This window comes from Streptomyces lomondensis (assembly GCF_014651035.1).
In the GTDB taxonomy this organism is placed as follows: Bacteria; Actinomycetota; Actinomycetes; order Streptomycetales; family Streptomycetaceae; genus Streptomyces; species Streptomyces lomondensis.
Genome location: NZ_BMWC01000005.1, coordinates 185,824 through 204,272 on the forward strand (window position 1 = coordinate 185,824; position 18,449 = coordinate 204,272).

Here is an 18,449-nt window from a genome sequence, read left to right on the forward strand (position 1 = left end):
AGTTGACCCGCCTCGGGAGGACGGTATGAAGCATCGCGGCAGACACCGGCGGCGCAGGCGGGGCAGGGCGCTGCGCGCGACCCTGGCCGGGACGGCCCTCGCGCTCACCGCCGCCGCCACTGCGATCAGCGCCTCGCAGGCCACGGTCGCCGAGGCCGACGGGGCGCTGAAGCCGATCGGCGTGTCCACGGAGGCCGGGCGGCTGCCGCTGGCCGAGCACCGGGTGCCGGAGCGGTGGCTGGACCGACTCTCGTCCCAGATGGGCCGGCCGGTCGGCGTGGGCACGGTGCTGGACGACGCCGACCGCCCGCTGCGGGACGCGGCCGGCTGCCCGACCGCCGAGAAGCGCACCCTGCCGGTGGAACCGGCGGCCACGCGCGCGTACTGCTTCGACGCCGCCGACACCCGGGGCTGGCGGCCCGGCGCGGTCACGACCTCGGGGGACGCGGACGACGACGGCCGCTGGGGCGGGAACCGCGTGATCCTCTCCGGCTGGAGCCGCGGCGGCGCCGGGGGCGGCTCCCTGCACGGCCCGGACCCCGAACAGGGCCTGGCCAAGGTCGCCTTCGTCGACGCGGACGATCCCGCCCGGCTCCGCTACACCTGGGCCCTGCTGGCCGTCCCGGTGGACGGCGGGCGGGACTACCGGGGGCTGGTGTCCCCGCTGTCCGGCATGGTCTGGTACCAGGACAAGCTGCTGGTGACGACCCGCGAGGGCGACCGGGACGCGCTGTACGTGTACGACATGGACCGCATCCAGCGCGCCACCGTCGACTCCGACGCGGTCGGCCGGGTACGCGGCGGCTGGGCGGCGCACGGCTCCCGGTACGTGCTGCCCGCCGTCGGCTCGTACTCCCTGCCCGGCGGCGACGGCGTGCCGCGCCCGGCGAGCATCTCCCTGGACCGCAGCACCTCCCCCGACAGCCTGGTCGCGAGCGAGTGGGTGCCCGCGGACGCCGACCGGCGCACCCGGCTGTGGCGCTACGCGCTGAGCCGGGACCCGGCCCGGTCCGGCCTGCTCGCCACCGGCCCCGCCGGGCGCGCGGAGCCGGTCGAGGCGTACGAGACGAGGACGGCCGACGTGCGGGGCGTGCTGGCGTACCGCTCGGGCTGGTACCTCGACCGCGCCCCCTCCGCCCCGGACGGGCACGGGACGCTGTGGCGCCAGGACACCGAGGGCGCGCGGGCGACGGAGTGCGGGGCCGACGGGACCCGCCACTGCTGGAGCGGCCGGCCGGGCTCCCTGTCCTACTGGGAGCAGAGCGGGGAGGTCTGGTCCCAGTCCGGGCGGACGCTGTTCGCGCTGCCGCTGGCGTCGATCGACAGGGCGCTGAGCTGACCGGCGGCGGGCCGGGCCGATCGACAGACCGGTGGGCCGGATGGTTATCTGACCCGCATGACCACCATCGCCGTGACCACTTGGTCCCTGGAGCAGACCGCCCCGACCGACCTGCTGCCGGCCGCCGCGCCGGAGGGGGACGTCCGGATCGTCCGCTCCGAGGTGCCCTCGCCCGAGTTCAGCCGGTTCCTGTACGCGTCGGTGGGCGGCGACATCCGCTGGACGGACCGGCTCGCCTGGTCGTACGCGCGCTGGCTGGAGTACCTCCAGCGGCCGGGCGTGGAAACGTGGGTGGCGTACGACCGGGGCACGCCCGCCGGATACGTGGAGCTGGAGGCGCAGGACGACGCGGTCGTGGAGATCGTCTACTTCGGGCTGCTCCCCGCCTTCCGGGGTCGGCGCATCGGCGGCCACCTGCTGTCGTACGGCACGGCCCGCGCCTGGGACCTCGCCGACCGCTGGGCGGGACTGACCCCGACGAAGCGGGTCTGGCTGCACACCTGCAGCAAGGACGGCGAGCACGCGATGGACAACTACCAGCGCCGGGGCTTCAAGCTGTTCGACACCAAGGTCGAGGAGGAGCCGGAGGCCGCCACTCCGGGGCCGTGGCCTGGGGCGTTCCCCGTCTGACCTGGTCGGACACCCCCGGACGATCCAATGTGACCAAGGACACCCTTGTCTTGCTCTCCGAGACAAGGATGTCCGCATCTTGGACGAAGCTGGACTGTGTCCAGATCGCCATGACACGCTTCCGTCATGTCTGGAACTGGAATCGCCTTGGTGAGTCGACGGCACGTCGACCTCGGCCGCATGTCCAGCGCCATCTGTCCGGCGCGCTGAGCGTACTCACGCAGCGCCCGACACCCCCTTCCTCGTCTCATTCCCGCGCAATGACGCGCGATATGCCCATGCGCCCGCACGCGCAGGTCAGAGCCGCTTTCCCGCCTGTCCCGAAGGACGTATCAACCATGGCCGCCACCCCGCAGAAGCCTGCCGCCGCGACTCCCCGCCGCAAGGTGAGCCGTCACCGCGGTGAAGGCCAGTGGGCCGCGGGGCACTTCACCCCGCTGAACGGCAACGAGCAGTTCAAGAAGGACGACGACGGTCTCAATGTGCGGACACGTATTGAGACGATCTACTCCAAGCGGGGCTTCGACTCGATCGACCCGAACGACCTGCGCGGCCGGATGCGCTGGTGGGGCCTGTACACCCAGCGCAAGCCCGGGATCGACGGCGGCAAGACAGCGATCCTGGAGCCGGAGGAGCTGGACGACGAGTACTTCATGCTGCGCGTCCGCATCGACGGCGGTGCGCTGACCACGCGGCAGCTGCGCGTCGTCGGCGAGATCTCGCAGGAGTTCGCGCGCGGCACCGCCGACATCACCGACCGGCAGAACGTGCAGTACCACTGGATCCGGATCGAGGACGTGCCCGAGATCTGGAACCGGCTGGAGGGCGTCGGCCTGTCCACCACCGAGGCGTGCGGTGACACGCCCCGTGTGGTCATCGGCTCGCCGGTCGCGGGGATCGCCGAGGACGAGATCGTCGACGGCACCCCCGCCATCGAGGAGATCAACCGGCGGTACATCGGCAGCAAGGAGTTCTCCAACCTGCCGCGCAAGTTCAAGACGGCGATCTCCGGCTCCCCACTCCTCGACGTCGCGCACGAGATCAACGACGTCGCCTTCGTGGGCGTGCACCACCCCGAGCACGGGCCCGGCTTCGACCTGTGGGTCGGCGGCGGCCTGTCCACCAACCCGAAGATCGGCGTCCGGCTCGGCGCCTGGGTGCCGCTGGACGAGGTCCCGGACGTCTGGGCCGGCGTCATCGGCATCTTCCGCGACTACGGCTACCGGCGGCTGCGCACCCGCGCCCGCCTGAAGTTCCTGGTCGCCGACTGGGGCGCGGAGAAGTTCCGCCAGGTGCTGGAGGACGAGTACCTCAAGCGCAAGCTGGTCGACGGCCCCGCCCCCGCCCAGCCGCTCCAGCGCTGGCGCGACCACATCGGTGTGCACCGGCAGAAGGACGGCCGCTTCTACGTCGGGTTCGCCCCGCGCGTCGGCCGCGTGGACGGCACGACGCTGACGAAGATCGCCGACCTCGCCGAGGCGCACGGCTCGGGCCGGGTCCGGACCACCGTCGAGCAGAAGATGATCATCCTCGACGTCGAGGAGGGGCAGGTCGACTCCCTCGTGGAGTCCCTGGAGGCGCTGGACCTCACCGCCAAGCCCTCCCCGTTCCGGCGCGGCACCATGGCCTGCACCGGCATCGAGTACTGCAAGCTCGCCATCGTCGAGACCAAGGCGCGCGGCTCCCAGCTGATCGACGAACTGGAGCGCCGCATCCCGGACTTCGACGAGCCCATCACCATCAACATCAACGGCTGCCCGAACGCCTGCGCCCGTATCCAGGTCGCGGACATCGGTCTCAAGGGCCAGCTGGTCCTGAACGACCAGGGCGAGCAGGTCGAGGGCTTCCAGGTGCACCTCGGCGGCGCCCTCGGTCTGGAGGCCGGCTTCGGCCGCAAGGTGCGCGGCCTGAAGGTCACCTCGGAGGAGCTGCCGGACTACGTCGAACGCGTCCTGAAGCGGTTCCAGGCCGAGCGCGAGGACGGCGAGCGGTTCGCCGCCTGGGCGGCCCGCGCCGATGAGGAGGCCCTGTCGTGAGCGAGCGCGCGGCCCCCTTCTACTGCCCCTACTGCGGCGACGAGGACCTGCGCCCCAGCGAGGAGGGGCACGGCGCGTGGGAATGCGCGGCGTGCAGTCGAGCCTTTCAGCTGAAGTTCCTCGGGCTGCTGGCCCGGGGACCGAAGCGATCCGAGACCGGAGGGGCACGGATATGACGACGGTTCAGGAAGAGCGCACGACCGAGGATCTGAAGGCGCTCGCCGAGCAGGCGGGCCGCGACCTGGAGGACTCCTCCGCGCTGGAGATCCTCCAGTGGGCGGCCGAGACGTTCGGCAAGCGCTTCTGCGTGACCTCGTCCATGGAGGACGCGGTCGTCGCCCACCTCGCCTCCCGCGCGATGCCCGGCGTCGACGTGGTGTTCCTCGACACCGGCTATCACTTCGAGGAGACCATCGGCACCCGCGACGCGGTCGAGGCCGTGATGGACGTCAACGTCATCACGCTCACCCCGCGCCTGACGGTCGCCGAGCAGGACGCGGAGTACGGCCCGAAGCTGCACGACCGCAACCCCGACCTGTGCTGCGCGATGCGCAAGGTGGAGCCTCTGGAGCGAGGCCTGAAGAACTACCAGGCCTGGGCGACCGGCCTGCGCCGCGACGAGTCCCCGACCCGGGCGGACACCCCGGTGGTCGGCTGGGACGAGAAGCGGCAGAAGGTCAAGATCTCCCCCATAGCCCGCTGGACCCAGGACGACGTGGACGCGTACGTCACCGAGCACGGCGTCCTGACGAACCCGCTGCTGATGGACGGCTACGCCTCCGTCGGCTGCGCCCCCTGCACCCGCCGGGTCCTGGCGGGCGAGGACGCGCGCGCCGGCCGCTGGGCGGGACTGAGCAAGACCGAGTGCGGGCTGCACGGATGACGACGACGATTCAGGAGACTGACGTGACGACCGGAGCCACCGTCTGGCTCACGGGTCTGCCGAGCGCCGGCAAGACCACCATCGCCCACGAGCTGGCCGGCCGGCTGCGCGAGGAGGGCCACCGCGTCGAGGTCCTCGACGGCGACGAGATCCGCGAGTTCCTCTCGGCGGGCCTCGGCTTCAGCCGCGAGGACCGGCACACCAACGTGCAGCGCATCGGCTTCGTCGCCGAACTGCTCGCCCGCAACGGCGTGCTCGCCCTGGTCCCGGTGATCGCGCCGTACCAGGACAGCCGCGAGGCGGTGCGCAAGCGCCACCAGGCGAACGGCACGCCGTACCTGGAGATCCATGTGGCGACTCCGGTCGAGGTGTGCAGCGAGCGGGACGTGAAGGGTCTGTACGCCAAGCAGGCCGCCGGCGAGCTCACGGGGCTCACCGGGGTCGACGACCCGTACGAGGCGCCCGAGTCGCCCGATCTGCGCATCGAGTCGCAGAACCAGACCGTGCAGGAGTCCGCGGCGTCGGTGTACGCCCTGCTCAGCGAAAGGGGACTGGCATGACGACCGCCGCCACGGTTTCCGAGGAGACCGACAGCCCGTACGCCCTCTCCCACCTCGACGCCCTCGAGTCCGAGGCCGTGCACATCTTCCGCGAGGTGGCGGGCGAGTTCGAGCGGCCGGTGATCCTGTTCTCCGGCGGCAAGGACTCCATCGTCATGCTGCACCTGGCCCTGAAGGCGTTCCGGCCGGCGTCGGTGCCGTTCTCGCTGCTGCACGTGGACACCGGGCACAACTTCCCCGAGGTCCTCGACTACCGGGACCGCACGGTCGCCAAGCACGGGCTGCGGCTGCACGTCGCCTCGGTGCAGGACTACATCGACCGGGGTGTGCTCAAGGAGCGCCCGGACGGCACCCGCAACCCGCTGCAGACGCTGCCGCTGACCGAGAAGATCCAGGCGGAGAAGTTCGACGCGGTCTTCGGCGGCGGACGCCGGGACGAGGAGAAGGCCCGGGCCAAGGAGCGGGTGTTCTCGCTGCGCGACGAGTTCTCCCAGTGGGACCCGCGCCGCCAGCGCCCGGAGCTGTGGAACCTGTACAACGGCCGGCACGCGCCCGGCGAGCACGTCCGCGTCTTCCCGCTGTCCAACTGGACCGAGCTGGACGTGTGGCAGTACATCGCCCGCGAGGGCATCGAACTCCCGGAGATCTACTACGCGCACGAGCGCGAGGTGTTCAAGCGCGGCGGCATGTGGCTGACCGCCGGCGAGTGGGGCGGGCCGAAGGACGGCGAGACCGTCGAGAAGCGGCTCGTGCGCTACCGGACCGTGGGTGACATGTCCTGCACCGGCGCGGTGGACTCCGACGCCGACACCATCGAGAAGGTGATCGTGGAGATCGCCGCCTCCCGGCTCACCGAGCGCGGCGCCACCCGCGCCGACGACAAGCTCTCCGAGGCCGCGATGGAAGACCGCAAGCGCGAGGGGTACTTCTAGAGATGAGCACGATCACGACCGAGGAGCTCTCGGCCACCACCCTGCTGCGGTTCGCCACCGCCGGCTCCGTCGACGACGGCAAGTCCACCCTGGTGGGCCGGCTGCTGCACGACTCCAAGTCGGTCCTCACCGACCAGCTGGAGGCCGTGGAGCGCGCCTCCGCGAGCCGGGGCCAGGGCGCGCCGGACCTGGCGCTGCTCACGGACGGTCTGCGGGCCGAGCGGGAGCAGGGCATCACCATCGACGTGGCCTACCGCTACTTCGCCACGCCCCGGCGGCGGTTCATCCTCGCCGACACCCCCGGGCACGTGCAGTACACGCGGAACATGGTCACCGGCGCCTCCACGGCCGAGCTGACGGTGATCCTGGTCGACGCCCGCAACGGCGTCGTCGAGCAGACCCGCCGGCACGCCGCCATCGCCGCCCTGCTGCGCGTCCCGCATGCGGTCCTCGCCGTCAACAAGATGGACCTCGTCGGGTACGACGAGAAGGTGTTCGCCGCGATCGCCGAGGAGTTCACGGCGTACGCCACCGAGCTGGGCGTCCCCGAGGTCACCGCGATCCCGATCTCGGCGCTCGTCGGCGACAACGTGGTGGACCCGTCCGCGAACATGGACTGGTACGGCGGCCCGACCGTGCTGGAGCACCTGGAGACGGTCCCGGTCGCGCACGACCTGAGCCACTGCCACGCCCGGCTGCCCGTGCAGTACGTGATCCGGCCGCAGAGCGCGGACCACCCCGACTACCGGGGCTACGCCGGCCAGATCGCGGCCGGCTCCTTCCACGTCGGCGAGCAGGTCACCGTGCTGCCGTCGGGCCGCTCCACGAAGATCTCCGGCATCGACCTGCTCGGCGAGCCGGTCGACGTCGCCTGGACGACCCAGTCGGTGACCCTCCTGCTGGAGGACGACATCGACATCTCGCGCGGCGACCTGATCGTGCCCAGCAAGGACGCGCCGCCGACCACCCAGGACATCGAGGCGACCGTCTGCCACGTCGCCGACGCCCCGCTGACCGTCGGCCACCGGGTGCTGCTCAAGCACGGCACGCGCACGGTCAAGGCGATCGTCAAGGACATCCCGTCCCGGCTGACGCTCGACGACCTGTCCCTGCACCCGCACCCGGGACAGCTCGTCGCCAACGACATCGGCCGGGTGAAGATCCGTACCGCCGAGCCGCTCCCGGTCGACTCCTACGCGGACTCGCGGCGCACCGGCTCGTTCATCCTGATCGACCCCAACGACGGCACGACGCTGACCGCGGGCATGGTCGGCGAGTCCTTCGCCGCCCCGGAGCCGGTGAAGGACGAGTCCGAGGACGACGGGTGGGACTTCTGACATGAACTCCCCCGACTTCTACTCGATGTTCGCGAAGGAGGGCGGCCGCGTCGGCAGCGGTGCTCTCGGCAGCGGGCAGGGCGGAGTGGCGCGATGTGTGCGCTGACGTACGCGCACCGCTCGCGCGCCCTCACCCCCCACCGCCGCTGTAGACGAAAACCCGCCGACCTCCCGGCCACGACCTGATCGGACCGTGACCGCCGGGCCTCCGAGAGGAACACCTCCCGTGCCTGCATCACCCGCCCTCCGCCGCGGCCTCGCGGCCCTGGCCGCGCTCCCCCTGCTCACCTTGGCCGCCTGCGGCTACGGCTCCCAGGCCAAGGACGACGGCGCCGCCAAGGTCGCCGCCGGGGCGAAGAAGATCGACGGTCTCGACACCGTCAAGATCGGCTACTTCGGCAACCTCACCCACGGCACGGCGCTGGTGGGCCTGCAGAAGGGCTTCTTCCAGAAGGCCCTCGGCGCCACCAGGGTCGAGCCGGCCGTCTTCAACGCCGGGCCCTCGGAGATCGAGGCGCTCAACTCCGGTTCCATCGACATCGGCTGGATCGGCCCGTCCCCGGCGATCAACGGCTACGTCAAGTCGGACGGCAAGAACCTGCGCATCATCGGCGGTTCGGCCTCCGGCGGTGTGAAGCTCGTGGTGAACCCGGACAAGATCAAGTCGCTGAAGGACGTCAAGGGCAAGCGGATCGCGACCCCGCAGCTCGGCAACACGCAGGACGTGGCGTTCCTCAACTGGGTCGCGGACCAGGGCTGGAAGGTCGACCCGCAGAGCGGCCAGGGCGACGTCACGGTCGTCCGCAGCGACAACAAGGTCACCCCGGACGCCTTCAAGGCCGGGTCGGTCGACGGCGCCTGGGTGCCGGAGCCGACCGCGTCGAAGCTGGTCGCCGAGGGCGGCAAGGTGCTGCTGGACGAGGCGACGCTGTGGCCGGACAAGAAGTTCGTGATCACGAACATCATCGTGCGGCAGGACTTCCTGAAGAAGCACCCGAAGGTCGTCGAGGCCGTGCTCAAGGGCTCGGTCGAGACCAACAAGTGGATCAACGCCCACCCCGACGAGGCGAAGGCGGCGGCGAACAAGCAGCTGGCGGAGGTCTCCGGCAAGGCGCTGCCCGCCGATGTGCTGGACCCGGCGTGGAAGTCGATCCGGTTCACCGACGACCCGCTGGCCGCCACCCTCGGCACCGAGGCGGAGCACGCGGTGAAGGCGGGGCTGCTTCAGAAGCCGGACCTGAAGGGCATCTACGACCTCGCGCCGCTGAACAAGGTCCTCAAGGCCGAGGGCGAACCCACGGTCGACGACGCCGGTCTCGGCGCGAAGTAAGCCCGCATCCCGATCAGTTCCCAGGAGGTGACGACCATGGCCACGACCCTCGCCAAGGCCGCCGACGGCGCCGCGGCGGCCACGCATGCCGCCCGCATCGAACACGTCTCGAAGTCGTTCGCGGGCCCCGCCGGGCAGCAGCTCGTCCTGGACGACATCACGCTCGATGTCGCGCCCGGCGAGTTCGTCACCCTCCTGGGGGCCTCGGGCTGCGGCAAGTCCACGCTGCTCAACCTGGTGGCGGGGCTGGACCGGCCCACCGCGGGCGAGATCACCACGGACGGCCGCCCGGCGCTGATGTTCCAGGAGCACGCGCTGTTCCCGTGGCTGACCGCGGGCAAGAACATCGAACTCGCCCTGAAGCTGCGGGGCGTGCCGAAGGCCGAGCGCCGCGACCGTGCCGAGGAACTGCTCGAACTCGTCCGGCTGAAGGGCGCGTACGGCAAGCGGGTGCACGAGCTGTCGGGCGGTATGCGCCAGCGGGTCGCGCTGGCCCGGGCGCTCGCCCAGGAGAGCCGGCTGCTGCTGATGGACGAGCCGTTCGCGGCGCTCGACGCCATCACGCGGGACGTGCTGCACGACGAGCTGACCCGCATCTGGCGCGAGACGCGGCTGTCCGTCCTGTTCGTCACGCACAACGTGCGCGAGGCGGTCCGGCTCGCGCAGCGCGTGGTGCTGCTGTCCTCCCGGCCGGGGCGGATCGCGCGCGAGTGGACCGTGGACATCCCGCATCCGCGCCGTATCGAGGACACCGCCGTCGCGGAGCTGTCCGTCGAGATCACCGAAGAACTTCGTGGGGAGATCCGCCGTCATGGCCAGCACTGATTCGACGAACGTCGCCAAGGACGGCAGCGATCTCGCCGGACTGGAGGCGGGCCTCGACGCGCTGGAGACGGTGCAGACGGGCCGCAAGCCGTTCCGGCAGACCTTCACCGAGAAGATCCTGCCGCCGGTCCTCGCCGTCGCGCTGGTGCTGGCGGTCTGGCAGGCGCTGGTGTCATTCAAGGTGGTCGACGACCCGACCAAGCTGCCCGCGCCGTCCGCGGTGTGGGACGTCGTCCACACGGCGTGGCTCCAGGGCGAACTGCTCGGCTACATCTGGACCAGCGTCTCGCGCGGCCTGCTCGGCTTCTGCTTCGCCCTGCTGATCGGCACGCCGCTGGGCCTGATCGTGGCCCGCGTGAAATTCGTCCGGGCGGCGATCGGCCCGATCCTGTCGGGCCTGCAGTCCCTGCCGTCGGTCGCCTGGGTGCCGCCGGCGGTGATCTGGCTGGGCCTGAACAACTCGATGATGTACGCGGTGATCCTGCTCGGCGCGGTCCCGTCGATCGCCAACGGCCTGGTGTCGGGCGTCGACCAGGTGCCGCCGCTGTTCCTGCGCGCGGGCCGCACGCTGGGCGCCACGGGCCTGAGGGGCACCTGGCACATCGTCCTGCCCGCCGCCCTGCCCGGCTATGTGGCGGGCCTGAAGCAGGGCTGGGCCTTCTCCTGGCGCTCCCTGATGGCCGCGGAGATCATCGCGTCCTTCCCCGACCTCGGCGTGGGCCTCGGCCAGCTGCTGGAGAACGGCCGCAACGCCAGCGACATGGCGATGGTGTTCGAGGCGATCCTGCTGATCCTCATCGTCGGCATCGCCATCGACCTGCTGATCTTCAGCCCGCTGGAGCGGTGGGTGCTGCGCAGCCGCGGCCTGCTGGTGAAGAGCTGACGTCCATGACCCACAAGCCTGTCCTCCTCGTCATCGCCCACGGCAGCCGCGACCCGCGGCACGCCGCGACGGTGCACGCCCTGGTGCGCCGGGTGCGCTCCCTGCGCCCCGACGTCCGCGTGGAGACCGGCTTCCTGGACTTCAACGTGCCGTCCGCCCAAGGGGTGCTGGAGTCCCTGGCGGTCCAGGGCGTCCGCGACGTCGTCGCCCTGCCCCTCCTCCTCACCCGGGCGTTCCACGCGAAGGCGGACATCCCGGCGGTCCTCGCGGACGCGCCCCCGCAGCTCCGCATCCGCCAGGCGGAGGTCCTGGGCCCGTCGCCCCTGCTGCTGGGGGCCCTGGAACGGCGCCTGTACGAGGCGGGCCTGACCCCCGCCGACAAGTCCTCGACCGGGGTCGTGCTGGCCTCGGCGGGGTCCACCGACCCGGAGGCGATCGCAGTGATCGCAGCAATCGCGCGGGAGTGGCGGCACACCGGTTGGTGCGCCGTGCGGCCTGCGTTCGCCTCCGCATCCCTTCCCCGCACCGAGGACGCCGTCCGCGAACTCCGCGCCCTCGGCTGCTCCCGCGTAGCCGTCGCGCCCTACGTCCTCGCCCCCGGCTTCCTCCCGGACCGCATCGCCCGGGGCGCGGCGGAGGCGGACGTCCTGGCGGAGGTGCTGGGGGCGGCGCCGGAGGTGGCACGGGTGGTGCTGGAGCGGTACGAGGCGGCACGGGTACCGGCGTTGGCGGCGGTGAGCGCCTGACGCCTCCGCGGCCCTCCCTGGGCGAGGTGAGGGTCACGCGGCCGGCTCCTCGTGCGGTTGCGGCTGGAGGGCGAAGGAGTACGGGGCCCAGGGGCCGGTGACCTCCACGCGGAGGCCGGGGATGCCCTCGGCGGCCGTCAGTACGCCGGCGCGGAAGGCGTCGACGCGGTCGGCGCGGACGAGGTACGCGTCGTTGCCCACGTTGGTGCCGGGGGCCGAGCCGGCCAGGCTGCCGCGTTCGGGGGTGTGGGCGACACGGTCGACGGAGAGGGCGCCGGCGGTCTCGGTGAGGCGGGCGGCGGCCCGGGCGACCGTACGCCAGGCTTCCTCGTTCCGGCGCTGTCTGCGGCGGCGGATCGCCAGGTAGGCGCGGCCGACACCGACGCCGGTGGCCGGGTCCGGTGCGGTCTCCGTACCAGCTCCGGGCGGGGTGATGTCCGGCGTGGCGTAGATCTTGACGCCGAGTTCCACATGGCCGGTGAGGCGGTCCAGCAGGGAGAGGAAGTACCCGCGGCGGGTGTCGAGGGCCTGGCGGGCGCTGCCCTCGTCGGGGTAGACGGTGGCGAGGCGCAGGGGCAGGACGGCGGCGCCGGAGGCGACCAGGGCGGCCACCACGGCGTGGTGGGAGCGGACCGTGGACTCCAGCCAGTCCAGGTCGTCGAGATGGGCCTCGAGGGGCGCCTCGGCGTAGTCGGCGGCCGGGACGTGGCCGACGGCGAAGGCGAGCTGCGGTGTGCTCGTGGCCGGCTCCACCAGGTGGACGGGCTCTCCGGCGACCCCGCGCAGGGGCGCCACCGCCGCGCCGGCCTCGGGGGTGCGGCGCAGGACCGCGTAGGCGTAGACGAGGTCGACCGTCACGGTGCGATTCCTCTCGCGAGACTGCGTTCTCGTGCCGCCCGTAGGTACGGGGGCGGCGGTGGGAGCGTTCAGGGACGGCTTGACCTTGCCCCTGGGGCAGGGGCGAGCGTCCCGCCCATGGACGACGACTTCTATCTGAGGCAGACGCCGTACAGCGATCCCGGGGACCTGGACACCGGCGGACTGCCCCGCGATCCGCGCCGGCTCGCGGCGGCCGTGCGGGGCCTGGTCATGCACCGGGGCGAGGGCGGGCTCCTCGGCTACGCCGTGCCCGAGGAGCGGCTGAGCCACGACGCCGAGTCCCGCTACGTCACGGAGATGCTGCGGATCCTGCGGGAGCGCGGGGACGCCCCGCTCACCGAACGGCGGCCGCCCGAGGGCCGGTTCGTGGGGACGTGCCGGGACTTCTCGCTTTTGCTGTGCGCGCTGCTGCGGGCCACGGGGACACCGGCGCGGCTGCGCTGCGGCTTCGCCACCTACTTCGCCGAGGACTGGTACGAGGACCACTGGGTCACGGAGTACCGCGCGCCGGACGGCGGTTGGCGGCTGGCCGACGCGCAGGTCCACGCGGGGTACGACGTGCCGTTCGACCCGATGGACGTGCCGCGGGACGCCTTCCTGGTGGCCGGTGACGTCTGGCGGGGCTGCCGGGAGGGGCGGCTGGACCCGGAGACGTGCGGGTTCAGCCCCGTCGCGGGGCTGCGGGGTCTGTGGTTCGTCCGCGGCAACGTCCTGCGCGATCTGGCCGCGCTGAACGGTGTCGAACTGCTGCCCTGGGACGGCTGGGAGCCGGGGCTCGGCAAGGGCGCGCCGCTCACCGAGGACGACCTCGCGGCGGCCGACGCGGTCGCCGCGGCCCGCTCCGGGGAGGACGTGCGGCGGCTCTACGGGGACCCGCGGCTGACCGTGCCGGCCGAGATCACGTCGTACACGGCCGGCCTCGGCGACCGGAAGGTCAGGCTTCCGTCATCTCCACCAGCTTGACCACGGTGTTCCAGTTGCGGGTGGTGGCGATCACGCCCTTGGTGAGGCGCGGCTTCGACAGGTGCTCGGCCAGCTTGGAGCGGCCGAGGCCGTTCGGGGCGTACAGGTACAGGGCGCGGTCGCCGAGGCGGAACTCCTCGGGGAGGTAGGCGGCCTGGTCGATCTCCGCGAAGCGCTCGGGGGTGACGGGCGCGGAGAAGTACGTGACGTGGAGCTGCTTGGGCTCCAGGTCGGCGGCCGGGAACGGGCACGCGTCGGCGATCGCCTTCAGGTAGGCGTGGTCGCGCACGATCACGTCGACGCCGAAGCCGAAGTGCCGCTCGACGGCGTGCGTGATCTCGGCCGCCAGGGACTCCTCGTCGCCGTGGCCGGAGGCGAAGACGGCCTGGCCGCTCTGCAGGTAGGTGCGTACGGCCGTGTAGCCGAGGCCTTCCATGAGCGCGAGCAGGGCGGCCATCGGGACCTTTCTGCTGCCGCCCACGTTGATCCCGCGCAGCAGTGCCGCGTATGTCGTCGTCATCCGCTCACCCTAGGACGGCCGTCGTGCCCCGTGGGGGTGGGCACGACGGCCGGTGGGCGGCTGCCCGGGCCCCGTAAATTACTCATCGGTCACCGCGGGGCACAACCGTCTGCTCAGGATCCACACACCCGGGGCACTTCGGCCTCGATGAGGTCGGCCGCGCGGTGCGTGCCGCCCTCCTGGGCCATCTCCGCCTGGATCTCCTTCAGGCGGCGGGCGACCGCCGGATCCTCCACGAGCGCGAGTGCCGCCTCGCGCAGGACCTCGCCGGTCGCCTCCTCCGTGTCGATCCGCCGGGCGACACCGAGGCTCTGGAGCATGTCCGCGTTGCCGAACTGGTCCGCGGCCTGCGGTACGGCGATCATCGGCGTGGCCGTGGCCAGGCCCTCCTGGCTGCCGCCGGCGCCGGCGTGCGTGACGAACAGGTCAGCCTGCTCCAGGATCGCCGGCTGCGGCACCCAGGAGCGCACCTCGACGTTCGCGGGGACGTCCCCGAGCTCGGCCGGGTCGACGTGCCTGCCGACCGAGAGCACCAGGTGCCAGCCGGGGAGGTCGCCGAACGCCTTCACGCACTCCCGGTAGAAGTCCGGCTGCTTGGTGAAGGCGGAGCCGAGGGAGACGAGCGCGACCTTCTCGGCGCCGGCCGGCCGCTGCCAGTCGCCCTCGGCGGTGCGGTCGCCCTGGCAGGCGCCGACGAAGGAGTACACGCTCTGGTCGACCCGGTCGGCGTTCGGCTGGAGCGCCTTGGGGATCAGGACGATCGAGCGGTCGGGGCGGCCGCCGAACGCGTCGGGGTGCAGGGTGATCCCGTTCTCCTCCAGCCAGGCGTGGAAGCGGGCGTAGTAGGCGCGGCCGCGCTCGGTCTTCTTCGGCTCCTCCCACAGGGGCCGGGCGACCTCCTCCTCGTAGCCCTCCCAGGCGACCATGGCCGGTGAGAGGGAGATCGCGGGGACGCCCCAGCGGTGGGCGAGGACACGGCCCGGGTAGGCGGCGATGTCGTGCAGCACGAGGTCCGGCTCGTCGCCCTGGTACGACTCGATCAGCTGCGGGAGGGCCTGGATCGCGTCGTCGAGGAACGGCTCCACGTTGTCCAGCAGCGTGCTCCCCCACGCCTCCGGGTCGTCGTCGGGCGAGGGCAGCGTCGAGTTCCAGGGCTTCACCTCGGCACCGGTCTGCGCGACCTTCTCCGCGAAGACGGGCGGGATCGCGTACGTCACCCGGTGGCCCCGCGCGACGAGCTCGCGGATCACCTCCAGACTCGGGTTCACGTGGCCGTGGGCGGCGATGGAGAACATGGCGATATGGGCGCGACTGGTCATGCCCCGACCGTACGCGAGACGATACGTCTCGTGCAATCTGTACGGAGACTACGAGGTCAGCGACTCGCGCAGCCGCGGATGCCCCGGGGGCCGGCGAGTCAGCGCTGGTAGCGGGCGAGCACCAGGTTGCCGTCCTCCTCCAGCCGTTCGCGCAGTTCGCCGAGGCCGATCGCTCCGCTGTAGTACTCCTGGAGGGCCGGCGTCGCCACTTTGTCCTTCCACTCGGGGTAGCCCCGCACCGTCTGCGCGGGCGCCGGGCGCAGGTGCTCCGCGAGGGCGGTGCCGGTCGCCCAGCCGTGCCGCGTGGTGCGCAGGGCGGGGTCCTTCAGCGCCTGGGTGCCGGTGGGCAGCATCCAGTCGCCGAGGGCGAGGCGGACCATGTTCTCCGGTCCGAGGAGGAAGTCGATGAAGGCCGCGGCCTCCTTCTTGTGCGGGCTGTCCGCGGCGACGGAGAGGGTCTGCGGACTGACGCCCTGGGCCAGGCCCCCGGCACCCGCCGGGGCGGGCAGGACCTGCCAGTCGAAGCCCTTCGGGGCCTGCTGCACGATCTGCTGGCGGTAGGAGAAGCCGAGCGGGACCATCGCGTATCTGCCGCCGAAGAACCCGGGCAGGGTGTCGGAGCCGCCGCTGCCCAGGGTCGTGGGCGAGGCGCTGCGGTCGGTGGTGACCTGGTCGTGGATGGTGCGCGGCACCACCTGGTCGGCCGCCTGGAACCGGACCGTCACCTTGCCGTCCGCCCCGCGGTGGAAGAGCTGCCCGCCCGCCGACAGGGAAAGGTTGAGGGTGGCGGAGACCGGTTCCTTCAGGGGCCAGGCGACGCCGTACTTGCCCCGGCCGCTGAGGTGTTGGGTGATCCGGCGGAACTCGGTCCAGCTCCATGGCTTCTCCGGTGTCGGGATCCGTACCCCGGACCGCTTGAGCCATCTCGCGTTGGCGATCAGCACGCGCGGTTCCTGGAGGAACGGCACGCCGTAGACGCCGTCCCCGAAGGTGGTCGTCTCCCAACTGCGCTGCGGGATGTCCGCCTTGAGGCGGTCGGGCAGCAGGTCGGTGAGATCGGCGAGGTAGCCGCCGTAGGCGAAGTCCGCGAGGTCGTCGGAGGCGTCGTGGATGATGTCCGGCGCCTCGCCACCCTCGAAGGCGGTCAGGAGCTGGTCGTGGACGCTGTCCCAGCTGCCCTGGACGTACTCGACCCGGATGTCCGGGTGGGTGGCGTTCCACTCCGCCACCAGTTCCTTGTTGGCCCGGACGGACTCCTCCTGCCAGGCCAGGGACTGGAAGCGCAGGGTGATCCGGCCGTCGTCGCGGGTGCCGCCGGAGGAGCAGCCGGCGAGGAGCAGCAGGAGGACCAGGGCCAGCAGGCGGGCGCGCATCAGCTCTTCACCGCCCCGGTGAGCATGCCGCCCGTGATACGCCGCTGGATGAGCGCGAAGACGACCAGCGAGGGCAGGGTGGCGAGGAAGGCGGCCGCCGCGAGCGGGCCGAGGTCGGCGACGCCCTCGGCGCCGATGAAGTGGGTGAGCACCACCGGAAGGGTCTGTTTCTCCGGCGTCTTGAGGAGTACGAGCGCGAAGAAGAACTCGTTCCACGCGGTGATGAACGCGAACAGCCCGGTCGCCACGATGCCCGGCGCGAGCAGCGGCGCGGTCACCGACACCAGCGTCCGCACCCGGCCCGCCCCGTCGACGGCGGCGGCCTCCTCCAGCTCGGGCGGCACGGCCCGGACGTACCCGGCGAGCATCCACAGCGCGAACGGCAGCGCCCACACCACGTAGACCAGCACCAGACCGGGCACGGAGTTGATCATTCCGAGGTTCTTCAGCACGAGGAACAGCGGGATGATCAGCAGTACGAACGGGAAGGCCTGGCTGACCACGACCCAGCCCGTCACCGCCTTCGCGAGCCGGGTGCGGCGCCGGGCGACGACGTAGGCCATCGGCGTCGCGATCAGCACGGCGACGACGGCCGCCGCGAGCGCGGCCAGCAGGGAGTTGAGGGCCGCGTGCAGCAGCGGCTGCTCGTCGAAGGCCTGCCGGAAGTTGGCGAGGGTGGGGTCCTTGGGGATCCAGGTCGGATGCAGGCTGCCCAGCTCGCGCGGCGGCTTGAACGCGGTGGAGACCAGCCAGAGGAACGGGAAGGCGAGGAAGACGAGGTAGGCGAGCAGTGCGGTGTACTGGCCGACGCGGGCCGGTGCGCTGGTCCTCACGCGTCGTCACCTCCCTTCAGCCGGCCGGCGAGGAAGACGGCCAGGGCGATCGAGATCACGGCCACCATCACGCAGCCCATCGCCGCCGCGTAGCCGAACTGCCCGTAGCGGAAGGCCTCTTCGTAGGCGAAGAGCATGGGCAGGCGGGTCCGGCCGCCGGGGCCGCCGTTGGTGAGCACGTAGACCAGGGCGAAGGAGTTGAAGTTCCAGATCAGGTTGAGCGCCGTGATGGCGAGGGCGATGGGTCTGAGGGCGGGCCAGGTGACCGTGCGGAAGCGGCGCCAGGCGCCCGCTCCGTCGACCGCCGCCGCCTCGTGGAGTTCACGCGGGGTGTTCTGCAGCCCGGCGAGCAGTGCGACCGTCGTCTGCGGCATGCCCGCCCAGACGCCGACGACGATCACGGCGGGCAGGGCGGTGGCCAGCCCGCTGAGCCAGTCCCGGCCGCTGCCCAGGCCCAGGTCGCGCAGGGTCTCGTTGAGGACGCCCGCGTCCGGGTTGTAGACGAGCCGCCACATGATGCCGACGACGACCTCGGGCATGGCCCAGGGGATGATCGCCAGCGCGCGGGCCAGCCAGCGCAGCCGCAGGTCCTGGTTGAGCAGCAGGGCGAGGCCGAGCGCGAGCAGGAACTGCGGCACGGTCACGCCGACCGCCCAGACCAGCCCGATCCGGAACGACTCCCAGAACAGCGTGTCGTGCAGCAGGTCCCGGAAGTTGAGGCCGCCGATCCACTGGGTGGGCTTTGTGCGGCCCGACTGGGCGTCGGTGAAGGCCAGCAGGATCCCGTACAGCAGCGGGCCGGCGCTGAGGACGAGGATGGGGATCAGGGCGGGCAGCACCAGGAACCAGGCGCCGTGGTCGACGGCCCGCCGGGGCCGGCCCCCGCCGGGCCTCCGGCCGGCTGGTCTCCTCGGTGGCGAAGGTGGCGAAGCCTCGGTCACCAATGTCACGGAATCAGCCCCTTTGCACGGCTCGGGTGGCCACGTCATGCTCGTGAAGGCCGTGTGCCTCGTCAAGGCACCGCGCACGCACCGCGACCTGTGCCGATGCGACACTGACCG

General features: G+C 71.9%; 20 protein-coding genes. 14 read left to right on the forward strand and 6 right to left on the reverse strand.

What is annotated here, in order from left to right:
• Window positions 1-25: 25 nt before the first annotated feature.
• The 13 genes from IE255_RS19185 to IE255_RS19240 all read left to right on the forward strand — a co-directional run bounded on the left by IE255_RS19185 (window position 26) and on the right by IE255_RS19240 (window position 11,501).
• Window positions 26-1,339 (forward strand): hypothetical protein, encoded by a 1,314-nt coding sequence (locus tag IE255_RS19185; protein WP_190051541.1) that lies wholly within the window; start codon window positions 26-28, stop codon window positions 1,337-1,339.
• Window positions 1,340-1,396: 57 nt separating this feature from the next.
• Entirely contained in the window at window positions 1,397-1,969 is a 573-nt protein-coding gene (locus IE255_RS19190; RefSeq protein ID WP_190051542.1) for a GNAT family N-acetyltransferase, read from the forward strand.
• Between the two features lie 126 nt (window positions 1,970-2,095).
• A complete protein-coding gene (locus IE255_RS40380; RefSeq protein WP_310591794.1) occupies window positions 2,096-2,179 on the forward strand; it encodes a putative leader peptide in 84 nt (27 codons plus the stop codon).
• A 128-nt stretch (window positions 2,180-2,307) separates the two neighbouring features.
• Window positions 2,308-4,005: a nitrite/sulfite reductase gene (locus tag IE255_RS19195; RefSeq protein WP_190051543.1), complete on the forward strand. Its 1,698-nt coding sequence runs from the start codon at window positions 2,308-2,310 to the stop codon at window positions 4,003-4,005.
• A complete protein-coding gene (locus tag IE255_RS39245; RefSeq protein WP_229906478.1) occupies window positions 4,002-4,181 on the forward strand; it encodes a hypothetical protein in 180 nt (59 codons plus the stop codon). Before IE255_RS19195 ends, IE255_RS39245 begins: the two co-directional genes overlap by 4 nt.
• Entirely contained in the window at window positions 4,178-4,888 is a 711-nt protein-coding gene (locus IE255_RS19200) for a phosphoadenylyl-sulfate reductase (RefSeq protein ID WP_190051544.1), read from the forward strand. The genes IE255_RS39245 and IE255_RS19200 overlap by 4 nt, the downstream gene beginning before the upstream one ends.
• Window positions 4,889-4,911: 23 nt before the next feature.
• Window positions 4,912-5,448 (forward strand): adenylyl-sulfate kinase, encoded by a 537-nt coding sequence (gene cysC, locus IE255_RS19205; protein WP_190051545.1) that lies wholly within the window; start codon window positions 4,912-4,914, stop codon window positions 5,446-5,448.
• On the forward strand, window positions 5,445-6,380 hold the full coding sequence (gene cysD, locus IE255_RS19210) for a sulfate adenylyltransferase subunit CysD (protein ID WP_190051546.1): 936 nt from the start codon (window positions 5,445-5,447) through the stop codon (window positions 6,378-6,380). Before cysC ends, cysD begins: the two co-directional genes overlap by 4 nt.
• A gap of 2 nt (window positions 6,381-6,382) precedes the next feature.
• A complete protein-coding gene (locus tag IE255_RS19215) occupies window positions 6,383-7,717 on the forward strand; it encodes a sulfate adenylyltransferase subunit 1 (protein ID WP_190051547.1) in 1,335 nt (444 codons plus the stop codon).
• Between the two features lie 226 nt (window positions 7,718-7,943).
• The gene (locus IE255_RS19225) at window positions 7,944-9,047 is read left to right on the forward strand and encodes an aliphatic sulfonate ABC transporter substrate-binding protein (protein WP_190051548.1); all 1,104 of its coding nucleotides are present in this window, start codon (window positions 7,944-7,946) and stop codon (window positions 9,045-9,047) included.
• A 36-nt stretch (window positions 9,048-9,083) separates the two neighbouring features.
• Window positions 9,084-9,872 carry an ABC transporter ATP-binding protein gene (locus IE255_RS19230; protein ID WP_190051549.1) on the forward strand — a complete coding sequence of 263 codons (789 nt, stop codon included), beginning with the start codon at window positions 9,084-9,086 and terminating at the stop codon, window positions 9,870-9,872.
• Window positions 9,859-10,755: an ABC transporter permease gene (locus tag IE255_RS19235; RefSeq protein ID WP_190051550.1), complete on the forward strand. Its 897-nt coding sequence runs from the start codon at window positions 9,859-9,861 to the stop codon at window positions 10,753-10,755. Before IE255_RS19230 ends, IE255_RS19235 begins: the two co-directional genes overlap by 14 nt.
• 5 nt (window positions 10,756-10,760) lie before the next feature.
• Entirely contained in the window at window positions 10,761-11,501 is a 741-nt protein-coding gene (locus IE255_RS19240) for a sirohydrochlorin chelatase (RefSeq protein ID WP_190051551.1), read from the forward strand.
• A 33-nt stretch (window positions 11,502-11,534) separates the two neighbouring features.
• Here the strand turns inward: IE255_RS19240 and IE255_RS19245 are convergent, their stop codons facing one another.
• Window positions 11,535-12,359, reverse strand: a complete 825-nt coding sequence (locus IE255_RS19245; RefSeq protein WP_190051552.1) for a GvpL/GvpF family gas vesicle protein — start codon at window positions 12,357-12,359, stop codon at window positions 11,535-11,537.
• A 117-nt stretch (window positions 12,360-12,476) separates the two neighbouring features.
• Between IE255_RS19245 and IE255_RS19250 the strand changes: the two genes are divergently transcribed.
• Window positions 12,477-13,343 (forward strand): transglutaminase-like domain-containing protein, encoded by an 867-nt coding sequence (locus IE255_RS19250; protein WP_190051553.1) that lies wholly within the window; start codon window positions 12,477-12,479, stop codon window positions 13,341-13,343.
• Here the strand turns inward: IE255_RS19250 and IE255_RS19255 are convergent.
• The 5 genes from IE255_RS19255 to IE255_RS19275 form a co-directional block, all read right to left on the reverse strand.
• Window positions 13,315-13,863 carry a DUF1697 domain-containing protein gene (locus tag IE255_RS19255; protein WP_190051554.1) on the reverse strand — a complete coding sequence of 183 codons (549 nt, stop codon included), beginning with the start codon at window positions 13,861-13,863 and terminating at the stop codon, window positions 13,315-13,317. The two genes, IE255_RS19250 and IE255_RS19255, sit on opposite strands and share 29 nt — an antisense overlap.
• Before the next feature lie 113 nt (window positions 13,864-13,976).
• Window positions 13,977-15,182, reverse strand: a complete 1,206-nt coding sequence (locus IE255_RS19260; protein WP_190051555.1) for a glycosyltransferase — start codon at window positions 15,180-15,182, stop codon at window positions 13,977-13,979.
• 98 nt (window positions 15,183-15,280) lie between these two features.
• Window positions 15,281-16,555 carry an ABC transporter substrate-binding protein gene (locus tag IE255_RS19265; protein ID WP_190051556.1) on the reverse strand — a complete coding sequence of 425 codons (1,275 nt, stop codon included), beginning with the start codon at window positions 16,553-16,555 and terminating at the stop codon, window positions 15,281-15,283.
• Window positions 16,555-17,388, reverse strand: coding sequence for a carbohydrate ABC transporter permease (locus IE255_RS19270; RefSeq protein ID WP_190051557.1), 834 nt, complete (start codon window positions 17,386-17,388; stop codon window positions 16,555-16,557). The genes IE255_RS19265 and IE255_RS19270 overlap by 1 nt, the downstream gene beginning before the upstream one ends.
• Window positions 17,385-18,338, reverse strand: coding sequence for a carbohydrate ABC transporter permease (locus IE255_RS19275; protein ID WP_190051558.1), 954 nt, complete (start codon window positions 18,336-18,338; stop codon window positions 17,385-17,387). Before IE255_RS19275 ends, IE255_RS19270 begins: the two co-directional genes overlap by 4 nt.
• Window positions 18,339-18,449 lie beyond the last annotated feature (111 nt).

Coding starts and splice junctions, on each gene's coding strand:
- IE255_RS40380 (WP_310591794.1), top strand. CDS start 2,096: ATGTCTGGAACTGGAATCGCCTTGGTGAGTCGACGGCACGTCGACCTC.
- cysD (WP_190051546.1), top strand. CDS start 5,445: ATGACGACCGCCGCCACGGTTTCCGAGGAGACCGACAGCCCGTACGCC.
- IE255_RS19235 (WP_190051550.1), top strand. CDS start 9,859: ATGGCCAGCACTGATTCGACGAACGTCGCCAAGGACGGCAGCGATCTC.
- IE255_RS19190 (WP_190051542.1), top strand. CDS start 1,397: ATGACCACCATCGCCGTGACCACTTGGTCCCTGGAGCAGACCGCCCCG.
- IE255_RS19200 (WP_190051544.1), top strand. CDS start 4,178: ATGACGACGGTTCAGGAAGAGCGCACGACCGAGGATCTGAAGGCGCTC.
- IE255_RS19250 (WP_190051553.1), top strand. CDS start 12,477: ATGGACGACGACTTCTATCTGAGGCAGACGCCGTACAGCGATCCCGGG.
- IE255_RS19230 (WP_190051549.1), top strand. CDS start 9,084: ATGGCCACGACCCTCGCCAAGGCCGCCGACGGCGCCGCGGCGGCCACG.
- IE255_RS19195 (WP_190051543.1), top strand. CDS start 2,308: ATGGCCGCCACCCCGCAGAAGCCTGCCGCCGCGACTCCCCGCCGCAAG.
- IE255_RS19265 (WP_190051556.1), bottom strand. CDS start 16,555: ATGCGCGCCCGCCTGCTGGCCCTGGTCCTCCTGCTGCTCCTCGCCGGC.
- IE255_RS19215 (WP_190051547.1), top strand. CDS start 6,383: ATGAGCACGATCACGACCGAGGAGCTCTCGGCCACCACCCTGCTGCGG.
- IE255_RS19240 (WP_190051551.1), top strand. CDS start 10,761: ATGACCCACAAGCCTGTCCTCCTCGTCATCGCCCACGGCAGCCGCGAC.
- IE255_RS19255 (WP_190051554.1), bottom strand. CDS start 13,863: ATGACGACGACATACGCGGCACTGCTGCGCGGGATCAACGTGGGCGGC.
- IE255_RS19260 (WP_190051555.1), bottom strand. CDS start 15,182: ATGACCAGTCGCGCCCATATCGCCATGTTCTCCATCGCCGCCCACGGC.
- IE255_RS19185 (WP_190051541.1), top strand. CDS start 26: ATGAAGCATCGCGGCAGACACCGGCGGCGCAGGCGGGGCAGGGCGCTG.